General features: G+C 66.1%; 16 protein-coding genes and 1 pseudogene. 8 read left to right on the top strand and 9 right to left on the bottom strand.

What is annotated here, in order from left to right:
• Nucleotides 1-3: 3 nt before the first annotated feature.
• A complete protein-coding gene (locus F2P46_RS20330; protein WP_166893509.1) occupies nucleotides 4-1,383 on the bottom strand; it encodes a choice-of-anchor Q domain-containing protein in 1,380 nt (459 codons plus the stop codon).
• A 400-nt stretch (nucleotides 1,384-1,783) separates the two neighbouring features.
• Between F2P46_RS20330 and F2P46_RS20335 the strand changes: the two genes are divergently transcribed.
• Entirely contained in the window at nucleotides 1,784-6,799 is a 5,016-nt protein-coding gene (locus tag F2P46_RS20335) for a response regulator (RefSeq protein WP_166893511.1), read from the top strand.
• 102 nt (nucleotides 6,800-6,901) lie between these two features.
• A complete protein-coding gene (locus F2P46_RS20340; protein WP_166893513.1) occupies nucleotides 6,902-7,156 on the top strand; it encodes an NHLP-related RiPP peptide in 255 nt (84 codons plus the stop codon).
• Nucleotides 7,157-7,180: 24 nt separating this feature from the next.
• Here F2P46_RS20340 and F2P46_RS20345 read toward each other — a convergent pair whose 3' ends face one another.
• Nucleotides 7,181-8,335 carry a putative peptide maturation dehydrogenase gene (locus F2P46_RS20345; RefSeq protein WP_166893515.1) on the bottom strand — a complete coding sequence of 385 codons (1,155 nt, stop codon included), beginning with the start codon at nucleotides 8,333-8,335 and terminating at the stop codon, nucleotides 7,181-7,183.
• Between the two features lie 411 nt (nucleotides 8,336-8,746).
• Between F2P46_RS20345 and F2P46_RS20350 the strand changes: the two genes are divergently transcribed.
• The 4 genes from F2P46_RS20350 to F2P46_RS20365 all read left to right on the top strand — a co-directional run bounded on the left by F2P46_RS20350 (nucleotide 8,747) and on the right by F2P46_RS20365 (nucleotide 12,997).
• A complete protein-coding gene (locus tag F2P46_RS20350) occupies nucleotides 8,747-9,058 on the top strand; it encodes a hypothetical protein (RefSeq protein WP_166893517.1) in 312 nt (103 codons plus the stop codon).
• Nucleotides 9,059-9,155: 97 nt separating this feature from the next.
• Nucleotides 9,156-10,331, top strand: coding sequence for a glycerophosphodiester phosphodiesterase (locus F2P46_RS20355; RefSeq protein WP_166893519.1), 1,176 nt, complete (start codon nucleotides 9,156-9,158; stop codon nucleotides 10,329-10,331).
• Nucleotides 10,332-10,749: 418 nt separating this feature from the next.
• Complete coding sequence (locus tag F2P46_RS20360) at nucleotides 10,750-11,019, top strand: hypothetical protein (protein WP_166893521.1); 270 nt, start codon at nucleotides 10,750-10,752, stop codon at nucleotides 11,017-11,019.
• Nucleotides 11,020-11,287: 268 nt separating this feature from the next.
• Nucleotides 11,288-12,997 (top strand): murein L,D-transpeptidase, encoded by a 1,710-nt coding sequence (locus F2P46_RS20365; RefSeq protein ID WP_166893523.1) that lies wholly within the window; start codon nucleotides 11,288-11,290, stop codon nucleotides 12,995-12,997.
• Here F2P46_RS20365 and F2P46_RS20370 read toward each other — a convergent pair.
• A complete protein-coding gene (locus F2P46_RS20370; protein WP_229509370.1) occupies nucleotides 12,978-13,223 on the bottom strand; it encodes a hypothetical protein in 246 nt (81 codons plus the stop codon). The two genes, F2P46_RS20365 and F2P46_RS20370, sit on opposite strands and share 20 nt — an antisense overlap.
• Nucleotides 13,224-13,394: 171 nt before the next feature.
• Nucleotides 13,395-14,594 (bottom strand): NnrS family protein, encoded by a 1,200-nt coding sequence (locus tag F2P46_RS20375; RefSeq protein ID WP_166893525.1) that lies wholly within the window; start codon nucleotides 14,592-14,594, stop codon nucleotides 13,395-13,397.
• Between the two features lie 222 nt (nucleotides 14,595-14,816).
• Between F2P46_RS20375 and F2P46_RS20380 the strand changes: the two genes are divergently transcribed.
• Nucleotides 14,817-15,068 (top strand): heavy-metal-associated domain-containing protein, encoded by a 252-nt coding sequence (locus F2P46_RS20380; protein WP_166893527.1) that lies wholly within the window; start codon nucleotides 14,817-14,819, stop codon nucleotides 15,066-15,068.
• Between the two features lie 92 nt (nucleotides 15,069-15,160).
• Here F2P46_RS20380 and F2P46_RS20385 read toward each other — a convergent pair whose 3' ends face one another.
• The 5 genes from F2P46_RS20385 to F2P46_RS20405 form a co-directional block, all read right to left on the bottom strand.
• Complete coding sequence (locus F2P46_RS20385) at nucleotides 15,161-15,820, bottom strand: response regulator (protein WP_166893529.1); 660 nt, start codon at nucleotides 15,818-15,820, stop codon at nucleotides 15,161-15,163.
• Nucleotides 15,821-15,839: 19 nt separating this feature from the next.
• Complete coding sequence (locus F2P46_RS20390) at nucleotides 15,840-17,786, bottom strand: type IV pili methyl-accepting chemotaxis transducer N-terminal domain-containing protein (protein WP_166893531.1); 1,947 nt, start codon at nucleotides 17,784-17,786, stop codon at nucleotides 15,840-15,842.
• Between the two features lie 64 nt (nucleotides 17,787-17,850).
• Nucleotides 17,851-18,825 carry a GTP 3',8-cyclase MoaA gene (gene moaA, locus F2P46_RS20395; protein ID WP_166893533.1) on the bottom strand — a complete coding sequence of 325 codons (975 nt, stop codon included), beginning with the start codon at nucleotides 18,823-18,825 and terminating at the stop codon, nucleotides 17,851-17,853.
• 297 nt (nucleotides 18,826-19,122) lie between these two features.
• On the bottom strand, nucleotides 19,123-19,425 hold the full coding sequence (locus tag F2P46_RS20400) for a putative quinol monooxygenase (RefSeq protein WP_166893535.1): 303 nt from the start codon (nucleotides 19,423-19,425) through the stop codon (nucleotides 19,123-19,125).
• 103 nt (nucleotides 19,426-19,528) lie between these two features.
• Nucleotides 19,529-20,086: a class I SAM-dependent methyltransferase gene (locus tag F2P46_RS20405; protein WP_368737936.1), complete on the bottom strand. Its 558-nt coding sequence runs from the start codon at nucleotides 20,084-20,086 to the stop codon at nucleotides 19,529-19,531.
• A gap of 51 nt (nucleotides 20,087-20,137) precedes the next feature.
• On the opposite strand from F2P46_RS20405, the pseudogene F2P46_RS20410 reads away from it, so the two are divergent.
• Nucleotides 20,138-20,465: pseudogene (locus F2P46_RS20410) on the top strand (IS1634 family transposase); the annotation flags it as partial.
• Between the last annotated feature and the right edge of the window lie 593 nt (nucleotides 20,466-21,058).

The following is a 21,058-nucleotide window of genomic DNA, read 5'->3' on the forward strand; positions in this document are numbered from 1 at the left end:
CGCTCAGTGTTGGTACGCGCCGATGTCGTAGCCCGAAAACACATTGCGCGGACGGCCATTGAAGTCGGTGGCGGCGGCATGCTGCGGCGTGGCCCGCCCGATCGCCGGCGAGCTGGCGCTCAGGCTGAAGTTTGGCAGCGCCACGCTGGTGTCGCCCACGAACAGCGGCGCCGAACTGACCGTGCCGCTGTGCGTCAGGCCGTTTTTCAGGCGCCAGTCGTAGTCGCTGTTCTTGTAGACCAGGTTATTCCGGTAGCTGTTGTTGCGGCCCGTGCGGCCCTGCTCCGATATGCCCATCTTGTTATCGTAGACGATGTTGTTGTACACCGCCGTGCGGTCGTTCGGGCCGGACGTGTGATAAAAGTCGCCGCCGCCGACGACGATGCCGGTGTTCGAACTGGTCACGGTGTTGTTGGAGACGATCACCTCGCGCGCGTCGTGCCACAAATGGATGCCCGCCTCGGCCACCCGGTACACCACATTGTTCTTCACGCTGCCGGTGGTGCTCACGTAGATGCCCTGCACGAAGCGGCAGCCGACCGGTCCGATGTCGTGCACCAGGTTGGCGATCGCGTGCGACTGCACGCCGCCGTAGTAGCCGTCCACGCCGATGGCGGCGCCGCCGGCGCTGCTGCAGCCGCCTTCGCGCGCGACGTGGTGTACATGGTTGCTGCGGATGGTGTCGTGGGAGCCGCCGTTGTAGATGCCGCTGGTCCAGCGCTCGCCGCCGCGATGCGCGCCGCCATCGATCTCGAAGCCGACGATGTCGACGTAGTCGCCGCGGTTGTCCCAGGCGCTGGTGCTGCCCGAGCGGGCCGGCGGCACGATCCGTGCGCCCCAGCGCCGGGTGGAGACGAAGGCGATGCGCGCGTCGGCGCGGCCGCTGACGGTGGTCTTGACGCCGCCGCCATAGGCGCCCGGCGCCACATACACGGTCGTGCCCGGGACCACCGCGCGCGCGGCCCGCGCCAGGGTGCGGAACGGCCGCGTGGCGCTGCCGGGATTGTCGTCGGCGCCTTGCGGCGAGACGTACAGCGCGCTGCCAGGCCTGGCGGCGAGGCTTGCCTGCTCGTCGTCGGCGCCGCCCGCCCCGTGACCGGCCATGGCGAACGATTCCGGCGCAACGTCGGGCAGCTGCGCCGCATCGGGGCCGTTGGCATCATCGGCATCGGCGGAGGCGTCCTGGCCGGCGGGAGCGCGAGCGGGGGCGGGGTCGGGCGGCCTGGCCTGCTGCGGGACCGTGGCCCCTGCGGCCGTTTGCGCCTGCGCAGGCGTGCGTTCGGCGTCCCCGCCCCCGCCACAGGCACCCAGTAACAACGCGAAACTACTGCAGGCAAGTGTCACGGCGCATTGCTCCAAATTGATCAAGGTAATCTTACTCATGCGAAGTCCTCTTCCAAAAGCGTGAATGGCTTGGTTTGAGGCTGCTCAATCGGCAAGGTTCGGATTTGTTACGAAGTTTTTTTCAGCAATGATTTTGAGCAATTTCGTCTGCCGCGTCGCGTGTGGCTTGCCGTTCCGGCATCGTTTTGGATTATCGCAACACCTTGGGCGCTAAACGCGGGCGCAACATTGCCAAAGGAATACGGCAAGAGTGCGCTGAATAGACAGTATCCGGACAAGTGCGTATGCTTTCAGGAAAGGCGGCCCATCACGGGGGACGCCGCGGCATCCGATTTTCACCGACAGGAGCGCGTCCCGACTTGAACATCCACGCCACATCAGTCCGTCGCCACGCGCGCGCCTTCGGGCGCCGCCTCCGTTCACCCGCGACGGACCGCCGATGACCCCCTTGCCCCGTCCCGACCGAGCGCAACGACGCCGCTGGCTGGCGCCATTGATCGCCGCGCTGTACCTGTACGCCGGCGCGGCGCTGGCGGCGACCGGGGTGGCGAACCGTTGGGACAAGCTGGCCACGCCGCTGTTCGAGCACATTGGCCTGGACCAGGGCTTGCCGCACCCGGTGGCGATGGCGCTGGCGCAGGACGGCGACGGCTTTATCTGGATCGGCACCCAGCGCGGCCTGGGGCGCTGGGACGGCTACCGCATGCTCTCCTTCGTGCACAACGCCGCCGACCCGTATTCGGTTCCCGCCGACTTTATCCAGGCGCTGCACGTGGACCGGCGCGGGCGCCTGTGGATCGGCACCGCCACCGGCGGGCTGGCCATGTACGACAAGGTGCGCGAGCGCTTCATCCGCTTTCCCGCCGGCGCGGCCGGCCTGGCCGACGCCGCCATCAATGCGATCGCCAGCGACGGCATGGGCGGCGTCTGGGTCGGCACGCCGTCGGGCCTGGACTACGTCGACCCGGCGCGCACCGCCGTGCGTCACTATCGTCCCGACCCCGGCGTCCCCGGCGCCCTGCCCGACGCCCGCATTCGCGCGCTGCACCTGGACCGCAAGGGCAATCTGTGGATCGGCACCAGTAGCGGCCTGGCGCGCCGCGACGCCGTCAGCGGCCGCTTCGAAACGGTCGCGGTGGGCGAGGAAGGCGCGGACGGCGCAGCGGGCGACGCGGTGCTCTCGTTCGGCGAAAACAGCCGCGGCGAGATCGCTTTCGGCACCTTGAAAAGCGGCATCGGCGTGGTCGACGCCGGCGCCACGCGGGCGCGCATCATGCGTCTGGACGGTGTCAACGATGCCCACGCCAACATGGTGCTGGCCATTTCCGAGATCGTGCCGGGACGCTGGTGGGCCAGCACCTACGGCGGCGGCATCATCGACATCGACGCCGCCAGCGGGCGGGCGCGCCGCATCGTGCACCAGGCGGCGGTGCCGGCCAGCCTGGCCAACGACCGCGCCGCCGCCCTGCTGCGCGACCGCAGCGGGTTGATTTGGGTCAGCAACGAGCGCAGCGTCGATTTTCATGACCCCAACAACCGCGCCGTGGCCGCCGTCTTCGGCGCGCACGGCTTGCCGGAAGCGGCGGTCAGCGCCCTGATGACCGACTCCGGCGGGCGGGTCTGGCTCGGCCTTGCCGACCAGGGCGTGGACCTGGTCGACGCCGACGGCACCCGCAGCGCCGCGCTGCGCCCCGACCCGTCGCGCCTGGACAGCGCGCTGCCCAACCGCGTGCTGCTGGCGCTGGCCGAGGCCAGTCCGCAGGAAGCCTGGATCGGCACGCAACTGGGCTTGTACCGCACCTCGGACCACGGCCGCAGCGTGGCGCGCATTGCGCTGCCGCAGGCAAACGCCTATCCACGCATCGGCACCATCGTGGCGCAAGCCGGCCAGCTGTGGCTCGGCACCTTCGACGGCTTGCTGCGCTACGACCCGGCCGCCAATACGCTGACCACCTACGCCAGCGGCCCGGGCGGCCTGACCGACAACCGCATCCAGGCGCTGATGACGGACCCCGGCGGCGCGCTCTGGATCGGCACCCGCAACGGCTTGAACCGGCTCGACCCGGGCAGCGGCAAGATCGAGCAGATCCTCGCCAACCCGAGCAACGAGAGCGCCCTGTCCGACCCGGTCATCAGCGCCCTGGCCATGGATGGACGCGGGCGCCTGTGGGTCGCCACCCACGGCGGCGGCATCAACGTGCTCGAAATGCGCACGCCGTTCGGCGCGCCCGTGTTCCGGCGCCTGGGCGTGGCCGACGGCCTGCCCAGCAGCGCGGTGTCGGCCCTGCGCCTGGACCGCAGCGCGCGCATGTGGGCCGCCACCGGCAACGGCATCGCCGTCATCGACAGCGGCAGCCTGAAGGCGCGTGCGCTGGCGCGCGCCGAGGGCCTGGGCTTTCCCACCTACTTCATCGGCGCGGCCGCCGCCACCCCGGAAGGCGACCTGCTGTTCGGCGCCACCGGCGGGCTGACCGTGGTGCACCCCGAGCGCCTGGCCAACTGGGAATACCGCCCGCCGCTGGCGATCAGCTCCCTGCGCACCGACGGCCATCCGGTGGCGGGCGCGCAGGTGCTGGCGCAGCGCGACAGCCGCCTGATCCTGCCGCCCGGGATCAAGGGCTTCGAGATCGAAGTGGCGGCCCTCGATTTTTCGGATGCGAAGCGCAACCGCTACGCGTTCCTGCTGGAAGGCTACGACCAGGCCTGGGTCGAAAACGACGCCAACCGGCGCGTGGCGGCGTACAGCAACCTGGCGCCGGGGAGCTACCGCCTGCGCGTGCGCGGCGCCAACCGCGACGGCGTGTGGGCCGACGAGGAACTGGCGATCCTGGTGCGCGTGCTGCCGGCCTGGCACCAGACCTGGTGGGCAAAGCTGGGGTATGCGCTGGCCGCGCTGGCGGCCATGTATGGGCTGTACCGCTGGCGCATCAGGCAGTTGGAGCGCAGCCGCGCGGCGCTGCAGGCGCTGGTGTACTCGCGCACCCAGCACCTGGAAAAACTCAACGCCATCGTCAAGTCGATCAACGAGCAGCTCGACTTCGACGCCCTGCTCCAGACCATCCTGCGCGAGTCGATGTTCATCAAGGGTATCGACGCCGCCTGGGCGCTGGTGCGCGAGACCGATACCGACAGCCTGGCCATGCGTGCGTCCTGGGACCGCGACGGCGGCGTGCCGGTCGAAGAACGCATGGCGCTGGACGAGGCCGAAGCACGCTATGTCGCCGCGGCCGAGATGATCACCACCGATATCTACCTGACCCGCGCCGGCGCAAGCGCGCCGCACCCCGGCTACGCGCAACTGGCGGTACGCATCTGCATCGAGCATCGCATCGAAGGCTTTCTGGTATTCGAAAACCGCGCGCCGCAAGTGCCGCTGCAAGATGGCGACCTGGAACTGCTCAAGGCGCTCAAGGAGCCGTTCGTGTCGGCCTTCCAGAAGGCCAATGCGCTGCGCCTGATCGAACAGGCGCGCGCCCGCGCCGAAGCGGCCACGCGCGCCAAGAGCGAATTCCTGGCCAATATCAGCCACGAAATCCGCACGCCGATGAACGCCATCCTCGGCTTCGCGGGCCTGGGCACCCACCTGGAACTGGCGGCCAAGCCGCGCGACTACTTCCGCAAGATTGCGCGCGCCGGCAACAACCTGCTCGACATCATCAACGACATCCTCGATTTTTCAAAGATCGAAGCGGGCAAGCTGGAACTCGAAGTGGTGCCCTTCGACCTGCCTGACACCTTGACCAATATCGTCGACTTGTTCGCCTGGCGCGCCGCCGAAAAGGAACTCGAACTGGTGATCTGGGCCGCGCCGGACGTGCCGCAGATCCTGATGGGCGACCCGCTGCGGCTTGGCCAGGTATTGATCAACCTGGTCGGCAACGCGCTCAAATTCACCGCGCACGGCCACATCCAGTTGCGCGTGGAACGCGATGCGGAATGGGACCGCGAGCGGCGCGGCGACGACACCACCCAGGTGCGCCTGTGCTTCGCGGTCGAAGACTCGGGAGTCGGCATCAGCCCGGAGCAGCAGGAGCGCCTGTTCCAGGCCTTTGCCCAGGCCGACGCCAGCACCACCCGCATCTACGGCGGCACCGGGCTGGGGCTGGCGATTTCGCAGCAGCTGGTGCGCAAGATGGGCGGCGAGATCCGGGTCGACAGCGAACTTGGCGCCGGCAGCCGCTTCCACTTCACGCTGAACCTGAACGTGGCCCCGGCGCAGGGCGCGACGCGCCTGCAGGCCGGCGCCGGCGCGCGCGGCAAGAAGGTGCTGGTGGTGGACGACAGCGCGCCCACGCGCGAAATGCTCGAGCTGCAACTACGCAGCTTCGGATTTGACGCCAGCGCGGTCGGTTCGGGCGCGGCCGCCCTGTTCGCGTTGCAGCTCGACGCCTACGACCTGGTGCTGATGGACTGGAACATGCCCGACATGGACGGTCTGGAAACGGCGCGCCGCATCAAGGACGACCCGACCCTGGCGGCGATCCCGTCGATCATCATGGTGACCGCCTTTGCGCGCGACCATATCAAGGCGGCGGCCGAAGAAGCGGGCATCGGTGCCTTCCTGGTCAAGCCGGTGTCGGCCTCGCAACTGCTCGACAGCGTGCTGGCGACCATGGGCTTCGACGCCGCCGTGCCCGCGCCCGACGCCGCCCCTTTCCCGTCGCAGGCGGCCGAACGCATTCTTGGCGCGCGCGTGCTGGTGGTGGACGACAACCTGGTCAACCAGCAGGTGGCCAGCGAAATCCTGCGCCGCGCCGGCGTGCACGTGGACCTGGCGGGCAACGGGGTCGATGCGGTGCGCCTGGTCGACCAGGCCGCCTACGACGCGGTGCTGATGGATATCCAGATGCCCGAGATGGACGGCTACCAGGCCAGCGCGCGCATCCGCGCCAACCCGCGTCACGCCGACCTGCCGATCATCGCCATGACCGCGCACGCGGTGGCCGGCTACCGCGACAGCTGCCTGGCGATGGGCATGAACGATTACCTGTCCAAGCCGATCGAGCCGGCCATCCTGTACACCGTGCTGGCCGAATGGATCCGCCCCGATCCGACCCGCGTGGCGGCGCCGTCCGCCCCCGAGCCGGCCGGCGGCGGCGAGGCGCCGGCGCACCTGCCCGGCATCGACGTGGCGGCCGCCATGGCGCGCCTGGGCCACAACGGCCCGCTGCTCACGCGCCTGCTGGCCATGTTCGCCAAGGACTTCGCCGCCAGCGGCGCCGCCATCGAACAGGCGCTCGGCAAGGGCGAGCTGGAACAGGCCGGCCTGCTGGTCCACAAGATCAAGGGCGCGGCCGGCAACCTGTCGGCGCAGGAGCTGTACCGCGCCGCCGGCGAGCTGGAAGAGCGCCTGATGGCGCGCGATGGCGCCGTCGCCGCCCAACTGTTACCGGCGTTTTTAGCGCTGTTTAACGAAGTGATGGATGGCGCCCACAACGATGAAAAAAACACCTAGCTATGCTCACTAAACCTTGATATTGATCAATAATTATCCTACGATGACTGGGTGCTTCTCTTACGTGATTCATCATTTTCCTACACGAAAAGGTCCCCCATCATGACTACCCACCTGCATAGCGATTTCGACTCCCTGCTGCGTAAATTGTCCAGCGACGACGTCTTCCGCGCACGCCTGCTGGGCGATCCTGTGGCGGCATTGGACAGCATCGGCATTGCGCTCGCGCCCGGGCAGATTCCATCGCAACGTTGCCTTGCGGGCAAGGACGCCATCGCGATCGACCGCATGGCTTTCATGTCCAAGCTTGACAGCGCTGCCGGCGCGATTCCCTTCTTTTTAGGCGCCAGCGCGTAAGCGGTGTCGGTCCGGCGTCATGTCTCACTCTTCATAGCGTAATTCCAGCGTGCTCTGCCCGGCAGCTGCGACACCGCAGCCGCACACGGCAACCACCGCATCGGACAAGGGATCGAGCCCGAACGCGCGTTCGATCACCTTCTCGTTCACCGCCGCCGTCACGAAGCCCGGCATGCCCGCTTCGGTGGCCAGCAGATAAAACGTTTGCGACAGATGGCCGGCGTCGAGCATGAGCGCGCGGTAGGCCTTGGCGTGGTTGCGGTACTTCCAGAAGTTGCGCGCCACCCGCGCCGCCATCACCACCATCACCGGGGCGTCGACAAACCAGTGCTGGTCGGCCACGAACTGGCGCGCCAGCTCGCTCGCGGCGGCCGGTTCGAGCGCCGCCATCGGTTCCAGCGCGTGCTTGAGCGGGTGGTAGTGGTACAGGCCGGGCGCGACGCCCGGCACGCGCCGCACCAGCACATAGGCTTCGGTCGGATGCAGGCTGCCGGCGGAGGGACTGGTTTTTTTGAATACCAGCGCCTCCTGCGCCAGCATGCTCTGGAGCTGGACGCCGAAGGTGCGTTGCAGCAGGCGCGCCAGCACCTCGGGCGGCAGCGGCGCATCAGGATCGTAGTTGCGGCCGGTGTAGCGCCGCAGCAGCTGGGCGTCCAGCGGGCCGCTCTGGGCGGCGGGCAGCGCGATGGCGTGCTCGCTGTCGCCGCGTTCGATGGCCGGCTCGGGCGGCGCCCCGTAAGACTGGACCAGTTCCTCGAAACTGGGGAAGTGCATGCCCTTGTCGACCTGCATGTCGTCCCAGCGGCTGAACATATGGGCGGCGGCCGATAGCGGGCGCCAGTGCTGCTCGCGCAGCACGGTATCGCGTTCGCGCGCGGCGATGTTGCTACTGCCATCGCCGTCGTCAAGCAGGAGACCGAGTGCGAGCAGGCTCTCGACCATGGCGGCGCCAAGCTGGCGCTCGGCATCGGCGCGCTCGGTCCAGGCGGTCTGGCCGATGGCGCCGAGGGCGGCCACCTGGGCCGCGTCAATGGGGGTTTCGCGGTCCAGGTGCGGCGCCAGCGCCACCCAGCGCAGCGAGGCGCTGAGCGCTCCCTCACCGGAGAACAAAGCGGCCCAGTCGATGCCAAGGTCTTCGCGCGGTTCGATGAACAGTACTGCACAACGCCGTATCTTCATAAGGGTCCGCCCTGGTCGAGGCCGGGCGCCGCCCGGCTGGATGAGTGCTGGAATGCAGACTGATCATAGCCTGTGGCTTGCATCGACGCACGTCATTTGCGATTGGAAGAGCTCGCTTACAACGGTCGGAGCGCGGTTTCACCTTGAACAGCGACAAGGAAGCTGCCGGCGGGCCATCTACAATGGCTGAGGCCGTGTCCGAATGTCAGACCTGACACCAGGGGGGCTTATGGCTGAGGCCGTGTCCGAATGTCAGACCTGACACCAGGGGGGCTTCCTTTAACAGCGACAAGGAAGCCGCCGGCGGGCTGTCTACAATGGCTGAGGCCGTGTCCGAATGTCAGACCTGACACCAGGGGGGGCTTGCCGGAACGGCTACACTGTCCGATTGACATTTCAAGGGCAACATGTATGGACCGGGCGGAAGCGAAGCAGTGGATTGAACGAACATGCGGCGCAGGCTGGCGGCCCCTGGTCGACGAGGTTTTCGACAAGGTGCCACCGGGGATCGTCATCGACGAGGTGTTTCAAAAATGGGCACGTTTGCTTGTACGCTGCACGCCCTACAACGAGGTGTTCGAATCGTACCTTCACGACATCGAGTGGCTCAGCGCCGAGATTTGCGAAATCTGCGGCAAACCCGGCGAGGAGAAAATGCACGACGGCTGGATGATCACGCGCTGCCCGCGCCACGCCCTGCTCCCGCGCAATCGCGTTGGATGAGACGGGCCGCGGCCTTGTCAATGCCTCGGCGCTTCTTCGTCATCAGCTTGTCATTTCCACCACCTAGAATTCCGCGTTTATACTTGGAGTCTATGCAATGGCAATCAAAAGGAATCTGGCAGTGATCTGCGCCGCAACAGTCGCGCTCGGCGCATGCAACAGCAACGATCCGGTGGTCCTCAACACCCTCGACGGCAAGGCGCCGCTGGTGGTGGCGCACCGCGGCGCCGGCGGCTACCTGCCGGAAGAAACCGTGGAAGCCTACGCCATGGCCATCGAGCAAGGCGCCGACGCGATCGAGCCGGACGTGGTCTCGACCAAGGATGGCGTGCTGATCGCGCGCCACGATCCCAACCTGATTTACAGCACCGATGTCGCCTCGCATCCGGAGTTCGCCAGCCGCAAGCGCAAGATGAGCGTGGACGGCCTGGTCGAGGAAGGCTGGTTCGCGGGCGACTTCACCCTGGCCGAAATCAAGACGCTGGGCGGTATTTCCACCGACGCCGAGCGGCCGCAGCAGTTCAACGGACGCTACAAGATCGCGACGATCCAGGAAATCGTCGACATGATCAAGAAGAGCGGCCGCAACATCATCCTGTATCCCGAGACTAAAAACCCGACCTTCCACCGCGAAGCTGGCCTGCCGCTCGAAGACAAGCTGCTGGCCCTGCTCACCGCCGCCGGCTGGAACAGCCGCAGCGCGCCGGTGTTCGTACAGTCGTTCGAGCCGGGCAGCCTGAAGTACATGCGCGGCAAGGGCGCGACCGTGCGCATGGTGCAACTGATCGACGCCGACGATGTCGACCTGAAAACCGGCGCCCTCACCTACGCCGCGCCGTTCGACCGTCCGTACGACTGGGCCGTGGCGGGCGACAAGCGCCTGTTCAGCGCCATGGTCACGCCAGCCGGGCTGGCCGAGATCAAGACCTACGCCGACGCCATCGGCCCGTGGAAGCGCTATATCGTCAGCTCCAAGGGCAGCGTTGGCGCCGACGGCAAGCTGGTCGACGCCAACGGCGACGGCAAGGTCAACGAGGCCGACAGCACCACCACCGCGCCGACGACCCTGGTGGCGGACGCGCACAAGGCCGGCCTGCTGGTCCATCCTTACACCTTCCGCAACGAAAAACGCCGCCTTGCGCTCGATTACAAGGGCGATCCCAAGCTCGAATACAAGCAGTTCTACGCGCTTGGCGTCGATGGCGTGTTCTCGGACTTCGCCGATACGGCGCTGGCCGCGCGCGCCGATTATCTGAAGGAAATCGGCTACTAGGCTGGCGGACAGATATTGTGGTCTAATCGGCAACGGGAGCGAGCGGTACGTCCGCCGCCGCTTCCCGCACCTTTCAAGGACCCGATGCACCCTTTTCGAACCCTATTGACGCCGTTCGCGGCGTGTTTTCTGCTCAGCGGCTGCCTGATGAACTCAACCAGGCCCCTGCCAACGGGCGGAACACCCAGCCCGTGGCGCGCTGTCGTGGTGTATGGGATGGGCATGGAGGGGATCTGGGACGCTCAGCGGATGGGCGTGCAGCTCGACGAATACAATCTCGCGGACCAGGTCACCGCCGGCGGCTGCTGGTTCTATAACCGCACCGAGGGCCAGTATTCCCTCGGTGCCGGCTGCGGTGCGCTATGTCGCGTTCAACGTCCCTGCGGGAAGTTACACCTACAAAACGGGCATGCCCTCAATGGACAATACACCGACGGCATTCATCGCTCCGCCTGGAAAAGTGGTCTACATTGGCGACTTCGTCTACACCCGCGAGAACCACGTCGTGCTGCGGCGCGACCTGGCAGCGTTCGAGCGCGCCCGCAAACAGGCGCTGCCTGACCTCAATGGCGAGGTCTTGCTTGCCGAGACGCGCGTTGTTGAGCGACCGCTTTTTTTTCTTGTGCGGTCCCTGAGAGGCCGTCAGCATCCCCGCACCCGCCCCAGAAGAAGTCTGGACGACAACTAAATGCCATTGCGATAATGTTTTACCCGCAATCACGATGCCTTCACCGTCGCACCGCCAGCCGACACGGCGGCCGTGGAAAAATGGACGTCAGCCCGCTATCTCGGGCCGCACACGCCGTGTGCGTTAGCGCCGAATACCGTCCGACGCTGGCGTTCAACGACAGTTTGTTGCGCTGGCGCTACCATTTTTATAACTTTTTTGACAACCGTCATGTTATTCCCGAGCGCTTCGTTTAAGATGGTCAGATTTTTACTGTCTGGAAACTTAAATGATCGTCGGCAAACGAAGCTTCCGTCTTAGCGCCATTGCGCTGGCGCTTGTGGTCTGGCTTCCCCAAGGTGCGGCCAGCGCAGCCGCGCCGGCCCCGGTCGCGGCGGCCGGCGCGCCGGCGGCTGGCATCGCGGCCGAGCTGCGCACCCTGGCGATCAGCGCGGCGGCGGTGCCGACGCGCGGTTCGCGCCCGTATGACGAACGCGACTGGCTGGCCCGCTTCTACATCGCCCGGGCCTATGCGCCAGCGTGGCAGGACCGCGGCTACAAGCAGGCCAGCGCCGCCCTCTCGCTGCTGCAAAACGCCGGCGTGCATGGCCTCGCGCCGGCCGAGTACAACGTCGATGGCCTGGCGCGCCAGCTGGCCGATCCGGCCCAGCGCACCAGCGCCCGCTTCGACGCCGGCATGACCCAAGCCATGCTGCATTACCTGGCCGACCTGCGCGTGGGCCGGGTCAAGTCCGAATACCACACGACCCTGCCCGATCCGCGCCTGACCAAGACCGATCCGGTCGAGCAACTGCGCGCCGCGCTGCTGAGCCAGCGCCTGGACCAGGCGGTGGCCGCGTCCGAACCGCGCATTCCGCTGTACCGGCGCGTGATGGCGACCCTGGCAAGCTACCGCAAGCTGGCCGAGCAGCCGTTCGCGGCGCTGCCGGCGCTGCCCGACGGCGTCAAGAAGCTCGAACCGGGCGCGCCGTACGCCGGCGTGGCGACCCTGCGCGCACGCCTGGTCCAGTTGGGCGACCTGAGCGCCAGCGCAGCGGCCGAGCCGCCCGCCAAGGCCGGCATCTACACCGAGGCGCTGGCCGAAGGCGTCAAGCGCTTCCAGTCGCGCCACGCGCTCAATGACGATGGCGTGATCGGGGCCGGCACCCTGGCGGCGCTGAACGTGCCGCTGACGCGCCGCGTGCGCCAGCTCGAACTGGGCCTGGAGCGCCTGCGCTGGCTGCCCGACTTTCCGGACGGGCGCCTGATCGCCGTCAACCTGCCCTCGTTCCGCCTGTGGGCGCTGGAACTGGGACCGGGCGCCAAGAACCCGCTGATCGAAATGCGCGTGATCGTCGGCGCGTCGGCCAAAACACCGACCCCGCTGTTCGTCGGCTCGATGCGCTACGTGGAATTCAATCCGTACTGGAACGTGCCGCGCAGTATCGAAAAAGGCGAAATCATTCCCAAGCTGGCGCGCGATCCGGGCTACCTGAGCAAGAATGAAATGGAATTGGTGCCGCTCGGCGGCGGCGCGCCGGTGTCGACGGTCGACGCCGACGTGCTGGACGGGCTGCGCGCCGGCCAGTACCGCGTGCGCCAGCGGCCGGGGCCGCGCAATGCGCTTGGCGCGGTGAAATTCGCCATGCCGAACTCGGATAATATCTATCTGCACTCGACCTCGGCGCAAGGCTTGTTCAAGCGCGGCCGGCGCGACCTGAGCCACGGTTGCATCCGGGTCGAAAACCCGCTGGGGCTGGCCAAGTTCGTGTTCGGCGACCAGCCGCAGATGACCCCGGCCACGATCGACGCGCTGATGAAGCCGGCGCCGATGAAAACCGTCGGCATCAAGACGCCGATTCCGGTGGTGCTGTTCTATTCGACGGCCGTGACCGACCGCGAAGGCCTGGCCTTGTTTCCGGAAGACGTGTACAAACGCGATCCGGCGCTGGAGAAGATGTTAAAGGTCCGTAGCGACGCTATTGCGCTGGCACACTAACCACGCGCTTGAGGCGCTGCCCGTGGATGCCCCACTGGCAGTCGTCGCCATCGACGCGGCCGGTGATGACCCAGCCGGTGCCGATTTTCTGCACACCGACCTCGCCGCCAATCTCGGCGGCGAGTTTTTCGGCCCACATGCTGGCCGAACCTTTTCCCTTGAACAGTTCATTTCCTTCAAAGATGACCGTGGCATCGAACACGGGCATCGCAAATACGGTTGTCATTTTTTCTTGATCACTTCAGTTGGTTGAGATGTAGACCACCACCGTCGTTCCCGCGCAGGCGGGAACGACGTAGTGGGACTGCGGGAACGACGCAGTGGGGCTGAGGGAACGATGCAGTGGAGCTGCCGGAATGCCCTAAGCATGCCACGGACGCTATCCTACCATCTCGCCTCAGCCCTCGCGCCCATCGATGCGGGCGCGCCACAGATAGGGCGTGTACACCAGCAAAAACAGCAGGAACGACAGGCTCCAGCACAGGCCCGACGCCAGCAGCGCGCCATCGCGCCACGCAAAGGGAATGAACTGCGCCAGCACGCGCAGCACGGCGCCGGCCTGGATCAGCAGGTACATGAACGGCTCGTAGCGCCCGGCCTTGAGCATGCGGCCCGTGTGGCCAAGCGTGGTGCGGGTCATCATGCCGATGATCAGCCCTGCCATCGACCCGACCGCCAGCGCGTGGAAGCCGGCGCTGGCCGTCCCGAAGCCGAGCGCGGCCAGCGACAACAGCGCAAAGCCGAGCGCAATCCAGGCGTAGCCGAGGTGCAAAATCCACAGCAGCGGCACGTGCAAGGTGCGCTGCGGCTGCCAGCCAACCAGGCGCAGCAGCACAGCGCAGGCGGCCGCCATCATCAGGGCGGCGGCGATCGCGCCCGGCAACGGCAGTACGTAGGCCGCGCTGGCGGCCACCGTCAGCCCCAGCGCCACCTTGTCGTAGCGCGGCCGCACCACTGGCTTGCTGCCAGGCGCGCCATTGGTGGTGAACATGGGAATGACCCTGCCGCCGATCACCGCTTCGATGAGCACGATCACCAGGATCGCGGCATGCACGGGCGTCAAGGGCGACATGGCGACCCAGCCCAAGGTGGCGCCATGGAACAGCGCGTTGGCCAGGGTCAGCAAACCGAGCAGGAACACCAGGAACAGGTTGCGCTTGTTGCCCGATTGCTTGAGCACGCGGTACAGGGGCCAGGCGGCCAGCGGCAGGAACAGCAGGTCGATCACGGCGGCGGCCAGCGGCGGCGCGGCCAGCATGGCGCCGCGTCCGGCCAGCCACACGCCGGCCAACGCGGCCAGGTGGACGCCGCTTGGGGTCGGCAGATTGGTCCAGGCGCGCCCGGCCGTGAACAGGAAGCCGATAATCACGGCGATCGCCATGCCATACACCATCTCGTGCGCGTGCCAGCCGAGGCCGACGTGCGGCCAATTCAGCCAGCCCAGGTATTGCGCAAGCCACAAGGGCACGGCGAGTGCCGCGAAGGCCGCCGTCAGGATGTAAAAAGGCCGGAAGCCGAGCGCCCACACGGGGTGCTGCGCGCTCCACGGCGCGTGGTGGACCGGCGCGGCCGGTTCGTCGATTGTCAGCAGACTCATTTCATCCATCCTTTAAAGATATATTCAATATACTACTTAAAGGCGCCGCGCCGGGCAATGGCTATCGCGCGCGTTTTGAGGGCGGATCGGGCACGGCGCCGCCTGAGTGGGGCATTCTTGATGCAGGTTATGCTTTTCGAACAAATCGCACGGGCTTCTGGACGGCGGCCAAACGGCGCTTTAGGCTGTTCGCATCAACCCACGACAATTATCGGAGAACGTATGCAAACCGCCTTACTGACCATTCCCGCCATGCAGAACCAGACCGTGGCGCTGGCCGTCGCCCAGGCGCTCGAAGCTGTGACCGGCGTCGAAACCGTGCACCTGACCCTGGCCACCGGCCGCGCGCGGGTCGGCTTCGACGAGGCGCGCGCCTCGGCCGAACAGCTGCGCGATGCCTTGTTCGCCGCCGGCTTTACGGTGGCGCCGCCGGCCAGCGGCGGATGCTGCGGTGGCTGCGGCGGCGGCGGCTAGATCCGAGCTCCGGTCAGGCTGGCGCCTGCTTGACCGGCTGCGTGTCGCCGGCGTACCGCGCGGCAACCTGTTCGCGGTCCCGGCTGCCGCTCCTATTTCATGCGGTGCTCGACGGCGAACACGGCGGCCTGCACGCGGCTGGCCAGCTTGAGTTTCTTGAGCACGTTCTGGACGTGGATCTTGACCGTGCTTTCGGCCAGGTCGAGGTTGCGGGCGATGCATTTGTTGCTTTCGCCGCGCGCCAGGCTGTCGAGGATTTCGCGCTCGCGCGGGGTCAGCTTGTCGAGCTCGGACGCGGGCGCTTCGGCCGCCGTGCCGGCTTGCAACTGCGCCACCAGCTTGCCGGTCATTGCTTCGGCCACCACGGTCTCGCCGGCGGCGGCGCGGCGGATCGCGCGCAGCAGGTAGTCGGTATCGATATTCTTGATCAGGTAACCGCTGGCGCCGGCACGCAGGGCCGTGCCCAGGTCTTGCGCCTCTTCCGACACGGTGAGCATGACGATCGCCGCGTCCGGGCAATCCTGCTGCATCAGCTGCAAGGTTTCGACGCCGGACATGCCGGGCATGTTCAGGTCCAGCAGCACCACGTCGGGCTGCAACTGGCGCGCGCGCTTGATGCCTTCGACGCCATCGGCCGCCTCGCCGACGACGGCGAATTCGGCGTGGCGCTGAAGCAGCGAGCGGATGCCGCTGCGAAACAGGCTGTGGTCGTCCACCAGCAGCACGCGGATCGGTTGGTCGGGGGTGTCCATGGGGTTCTCCATTTGATAATCAGGCGGCGCGGCGATGCGCCTGCGGCAGGGTCAAGGCGATGGTAGTGCCGACACCGGGGCGCGAGCTGACGGCCAGCGTCGCTTCGATGCGCTGGGCGCGCTCGCGCATGATGTGGATGCCGACGTGGCTGTCGCCGCGACCTTCGAGCAGGGCCGGATCGAAGCCGGCGCCGTTGTCTTCGATGCTCAGTAAAAAATCGTGACTGTCCTGCAGGCGCACCGTGACCTGGCTCGCGTCCGCATGCTTGCGCACGTTCGACAGCGCCTCCTGCACGATGAACAACAGTTGCAATTGCTGCTCGCGCGGGAACGGGGCGCCGTCGACGTCGGCCACCAGCTCGGCGACGATGCCGGTCTGGCGGCGGAATTTGTCGACCGTGGTTTCCAGCGCGGCGATCAGGTTGCCCTCGGCCAGGCGGCTGCGGAAGTTGTGCAGCAGTTCGCGCACGTCTTCGTAGCTTTCCTGCACGCCGGCGCGCAGGGCCGGGATGATTTCGGCCACGTCGTCCAGCTTGCCGTCGCGCACAGATTGGTCGAGCATCTGGACTTGCAGGTTGAGGAAGTTGAGCCCTTGGGCGATGCTGTCATGCAAGCCCTGGGCCACCAGGTTGCGCTCTTCGGAGACCGCCATTTCGCGTTCGCGCGCGCCCAGGCGCAGGTTTTCGATGGCGGTGCCGAGCAACTGGCCCAGCGTTTCGAGCAAACCCTGCTCGCGCGCGTCGAGTTCGCGCGGCGTGCGGAAATGCAAGTTGAAAAAACCCAGGTGCTGCTGGTGCGCATACATGTGAAATACCGAGACCGTGGCGAAGCCTTCGCGGTGGCATTCAAGCTCGTAGCTCTTGTCGAGCTTGCGCAGGTCGTGGATCACCGTGACCTTTTTCTGGACCGCTTCGCCGCACAGGCAATCGCCGACCTTGATGCAGTGTTCGCGCTCGACCAGGCGTTTCGACAAGCCGTGGTGGACCACCATGTGCAGATTGTCGCGTCCGGCGTCGAGCACGCGCACCGAGCCGCCGTCGGCCTGGAAGTAATCGCTGATGCGCTGCAAAAAGCCTTCGCACAGGGGTTCCACCGGCTGCGGGCGCTGCAGGAAGGCGGCGCTGTCGTACAGCAAGGCCAGTTCGCGGTTGTTGTGCTCCAGCGCGGCGGTCTTGGTGTGTACCAGGCTCTCCAGGTTGCCGTACAGCGCTTGCAGGCGGTCGGCCATCTGGTTGAAGCCTTGCGCCAGCTGGCCGAATTCATCGACGCTGTCGACCGCCAGGCGCACTTCGAAATCCTTGTCCTTCATGCGGTGCAAGCCGTCGTGCAGGCGGGTGACCGGTTCGATGATCAGGCTGAACATGAGGTAGATCAGGCTGACGGTGCCGACCATGGCCAGGGCCAGCAGCGCCAACTGCGAGGCGCGCAGCCAGAAGGTGCGCGTTTCGCTGTCGCGCTCGATCAGCTGGACCAGCCCGTTGACGCGCTCAACGAACACGTCGGTGCGCGCCAGGTAGCGCCGCAGCGCGCCCGCGTCGGCGCCCTGCCCGGCCGCCAGCGCGCTGGCGGCGGGACGCAGCTCGCGCTGCCAGTCGGTGTTGATGTGATCGAACTCGCCGACGATGGCGCGGGTCGGCGGCAAGAACAAGGGGCGCTGCGGGTCGCCCTGGTGCAATTGCGCCAGGGTGGCGTCGATCTGGGCCATCTGGCGGGCGGCGCCGGCCTGGCGCGGGGCCGTGCCGGCAGTGTCGCCCGCGCCCGGTTGCGCCAGCAGGATCGCCAGCCGGTAACTGCTCATGCGCAAGCTGCCGGTATCGTTGATGGCGGCGGCGCTGCCTTCGAGCTGCCAGGACAGGTACAGGGTCACGCCAATGGCGCACAGGGCCAGCGCCAGGAAGCCGAGCAGTGCGCCGACGATCTTGGCGGAAAGCTTTTGACGTGAGGGAATCAGGGTATTCAGGGGCATGCGTTCTCCTTGCTGACGCCATGATACGCTGCCGCGTTGCTAATCGGTATCGCCGCGCTGCCGCTCATCCGCCGGTTTGCGACATGAAGCGGATGATTTTGTCCGGTTGCTCACGGAATTCGTGCTTTTCGGGTTTGAGTTCGATGGCGGCGCGGATCGCCTGTTCCAGCTCGGCATCGCTGGCGCCGCCGCGCAGCAAGGGGCGCAGCTCGACCTTGTCTTCCTGTCCAAGGCACAGATACAGGGTGCCGTCGACCGACAGGCGCACGCGGTTGCAGTCGGCGCAGAAATGCTGCGACATGGGCGTGATGAAGCCGACGCTGGTGCGTCCGTCCGGTGTGGCCAGGTAGCGCGCCGGCCCGCCGCCGAGCGTGTCGGGCTGGTGGACCAGGCCGAAATGACGGCGCAGGTGGCGTTCGATCGGCCCCAGGTCGAGCCAGGTGGCGTCGCGCCCGGTGGCGCCCATGGGCATCGCTTCGATCAGGCGCAGCACGAACTGGTGCTCGATGCAAAAGGCAACCATGGCGTCGATCTGGTGCTCGTTGACGCCGCGCAGGGCCACCATGTTGATCTTGATCGGATCGAAGCCGGCCGCCTTGCCGGCCATGATGCCGTCGAGGATCATGCCGAGGCTGTCGCGCCCGGTGATCTGCTGCATGCAGGCGCGGTCGAGCGAATCGAGGCTGACGTTGATGCGCGAAACGCCAGCCGTGCGCAGGGCGTCGGCGTGGTGCGCCAGGCGAGTGGCGTTGGTCGAGAGCGACAAGTCGTCGATGCCGGGCAGGCTGGAGAGGCGTGCGGCCAGTTCGGCCAGGTGACGGCGCAGCAGCGGCTCGCCGCCGGTCAGGCGCAGGCGGCGCGTGCCGAGGCGGGCGAAGGCGGCCACCAGGCGTTCGATTTCATCGAAGGTGAGCCAGTGCGCCGGCTCCTCGAAGCCCTTGAAGCCTTTGGGGATGCAATAGCTGCAGCGCAAGTCGCAACGGTCGGTCACCGACAGGCGCAGGTATTCGATTGATCGCCCATACCGGTCGCGCAACATGGCCCTGCTCCCCTGAAGATTGATGACAGGCCGATTGTAGCGGGACGGGAGCGGTTTGAATGTGCCCATGACGGGCTAGGCGGGCTAGTCATTAAGGACTAGGGAGCGCGATTTCTTGCGCCGCCGGGGGCGCACGAAGCGCCTTGACGCCCTGCCGTCCCACGATTGAACGGGTTCAACCATGCGGACATCAGGGAATGACCGGATGGGACATCACGCTAGCCCCCCTGCTCAGCGCGCGCCAGTCGCGGATGATTGCGCTGTCGCCCCGCCGTGCGATTGGGAGGCTTGCCCGATTCAGGCGGCTGGCTTCGGGCCGTCCGTTTCATAGGCGACTTTTTCGAAGCTGCCCTCGGTCAGCGCGGGCAGGCGCTCGGCGAAGGCCAGGAAATGCGGCTCCTGGAAGTGGGCATCAAGATCGGCCTGGCTTTTCCACAATTCGAAGAAGACGAATTTGTTGGGCGTGTACGGCGATTGCAGGAAGTCGTAGCGGATGCAACCAGGCTCGGCGCGCGAGGGCTCGATCAGGACGGCGACGAGGTCGATCACGGCCTGCGCGGCGCCCGGTTTGGCGGTGAATGTTGCGGAAAAAACCAGCATGTGTGCTCCGTGGGGTACGTTAACAAGGTCAGATGTACGGCGGGTTATCGATGTGCGAGCACAGTTGAAACTTCGGCAATCTTTCCGAATTATAAGTGTATTTCTATGACGCCGCTGGCGGGCGCCTGTTTTCGCCGACCAGGATCAACGAGAGAAGCACGCCGCTTTCCGGATGGGCCGGCTCGCGCAGGTCGACCAGGGTCAGCCCGCTTTCCCTGAACAGGCTGAGCCAGCTAGCGAGGGTGCGGAAGTACCAGGGCGCGGGATCGGAAAACGCGTCGCTGAAGCCGGCCCAGCTGCCCGCGCGCCAGCCGTCGCGGTAATCGGCCGCCGCCCCGGCGGCGAGCGGGTGGATGGTCTGGACGATCAGCGCGCCGCCGGGAGTGAGGAAGGAAGTTGCCGCGCGCACGAGGCCATCGACCGACTCCTTTCCGAGCAGGGAAAAATTGCAGACAGCGACATCGGCACGCATGGCGAGCTTGCCGGCCGCGATCTCTTCGTACGAGAGCACGCGATAATCGCCCTCGCTCGCCCTGCGCGCCTGCTCGATGAGCGCGGGAACCACATCGACGCCGGTCATGGCAACGCCATCGAGGGCGCGCACCAGCCAGCGTTCGCCGCAGCCGATATCGATGCCGGTCGCCGGCGCGGGGCGGCGCACGGCGTCGACGATCGCCTGATTGGTGGCGAGCCCGAGTTCGACAGTTCAATCATCGAACGCGGTTTCCGCGTCCTAAAATCCGAAATCGAAATCGGACCGATCTACCATCGCTTGCCTGATCGGATACGCGCGCATGCAACCATCTGTTTCATCGCGCTGATTCTGTACCGGGTCATGCGCACCCGTTTACACCAGCGCAGCGGCCATGTCGCCGGAACGCGCGCTCGCCAAACTGCGTCGCATTCAGCATCACAGGGTCGCTGTGAACGGCGCCCAGCCCGTTGCCGGGCTATCGACCATCAACAAGGAGCAGACCGACATACTGGCCGCATTGACCATCAAAAAACCGACGCTAAAAACGCAATTAACACTTTTGTAGTGGAGCGTTTGGTAGACGCTGCCTTACAAATCAAGCACTTACGCGATTAACTGTCGAACTCGGGCGGACTCGTCCAACAAACGGTTCAGATTGTGGCTCGCTTCGCGATCACAATCTAACCTTATTCGTTGGGCGTTGAGGCCATGGATAACACGCATACTCATTGCCATATGATCCCATTAGCCATATCTTTTGGGATCAGTTCAAGAAGTCGATCAAGTTCTCATGGCCGACAACTGGCTCTACAAGCTCGAAATTGTGCTACACACTGTTGGGGACGCGGACCACCCTGAGTCGCAACATCAGCCATACACGAATCTCGTTCTGAGGCACAGTCAGCCAAACACTGTGTCTGCGGCGATGGGGGCATGGGCTGCTGAGGAGGTTGTTGTGCGCATAAATTCGGGGTGCTCAAAATGGAAAAGGCCCAATTTCCGTATTGTCTTGCTTCTTGTTCCATACTGATGAGGCACTTGCAAAACTGGTCACGTGTGTGAATTTGATCGCCGGACTCGGCATGATGGAGGGGCGTGGGCGCCCATTTCTGGCATGATATTGGTTCTGAAGACAACATCAAAACGCCCACACCATGA

The sequence above is a fragment of the Massilia sp. CCM 8734 genome (genome assembly GCF_011682155.1).
Lineage (GTDB): Bacteria > Pseudomonadota > Gammaproteobacteria > Burkholderiales > Burkholderiaceae_D > Telluria_A > Telluria_A rubra.

Bases quoted from the DNA above. Each gene is read 5' to 3' on its own strand.
- F2P46_RS20330 (WP_166893509.1), bottom strand. From the start codon at position 1,383: ATGAGTAAGATTACCTTGATCAATTTGGAGCAATGCGCCGTGACACTT.
- F2P46_RS20370 (WP_229509370.1), bottom strand. From the start codon at position 13,223: ATGACAACCGTATTTGCGATGCCCGTGTTCGATGCCACGGTCATCTTT.
- F2P46_RS20390 (WP_166893531.1), bottom strand. From the start codon at position 17,786: ATGCCCCTGAATACCCTGATTCCCTCACGTCAAAAGCTTTCCGCCAAG.
- F2P46_RS20400 (WP_166893535.1), bottom strand. From the start codon at position 19,425: ATGCTGGTTTTTTCCGCAACATTCACCGCCAAACCGGGCGCCGCGCAG.
- F2P46_RS20365 (WP_166893523.1), top strand. From the start codon at position 11,288: ATGATCGTCGGCAAACGAAGCTTCCGTCTTAGCGCCATTGCGCTGGCG.
- F2P46_RS20335 (WP_166893511.1), top strand. From the start codon at position 1,784: ATGACCCCCTTGCCCCGTCCCGACCGAGCGCAACGACGCCGCTGGCTG.
- F2P46_RS20360 (WP_166893521.1), top strand. From the start codon at position 10,750: ATGGACAATACACCGACGGCATTCATCGCTCCGCCTGGAAAAGTGGTC.
- F2P46_RS20355 (WP_166893519.1), top strand. From the start codon at position 9,156: ATGGCAATCAAAAGGAATCTGGCAGTGATCTGCGCCGCAACAGTCGCG.
- F2P46_RS20385 (WP_166893529.1), bottom strand. From the start codon at position 15,820: ATGGACACCCCCGACCAACCGATCCGCGTGCTGCTGGTGGACGACCAC.
- F2P46_RS20340 (WP_166893513.1), top strand. From the start codon at position 6,902: ATGACTACCCACCTGCATAGCGATTTCGACTCCCTGCTGCGTAAATTG.
- F2P46_RS20380 (WP_166893527.1), top strand. From the start codon at position 14,817: ATGCAAACCGCCTTACTGACCATTCCCGCCATGCAGAACCAGACCGTG.
- moaA (WP_166893533.1), bottom strand. From the start codon at position 18,825: ATGTTGCGCGACCGGTATGGGCGATCAATCGAATACCTGCGCCTGTCG.
- F2P46_RS20345 (WP_166893515.1), bottom strand. From the start codon at position 8,335: ATGAAGATACGGCGTTGTGCAGTACTGTTCATCGAACCGCGCGAAGAC.
- F2P46_RS20375 (WP_166893525.1), bottom strand. From the start codon at position 14,594: ATGAGTCTGCTGACAATCGACGAACCGGCCGCGCCGGTCCACCACGCG.
- F2P46_RS20350 (WP_166893517.1), top strand. From the start codon at position 8,747: ATGGACCGGGCGGAAGCGAAGCAGTGGATTGAACGAACATGCGGCGCA.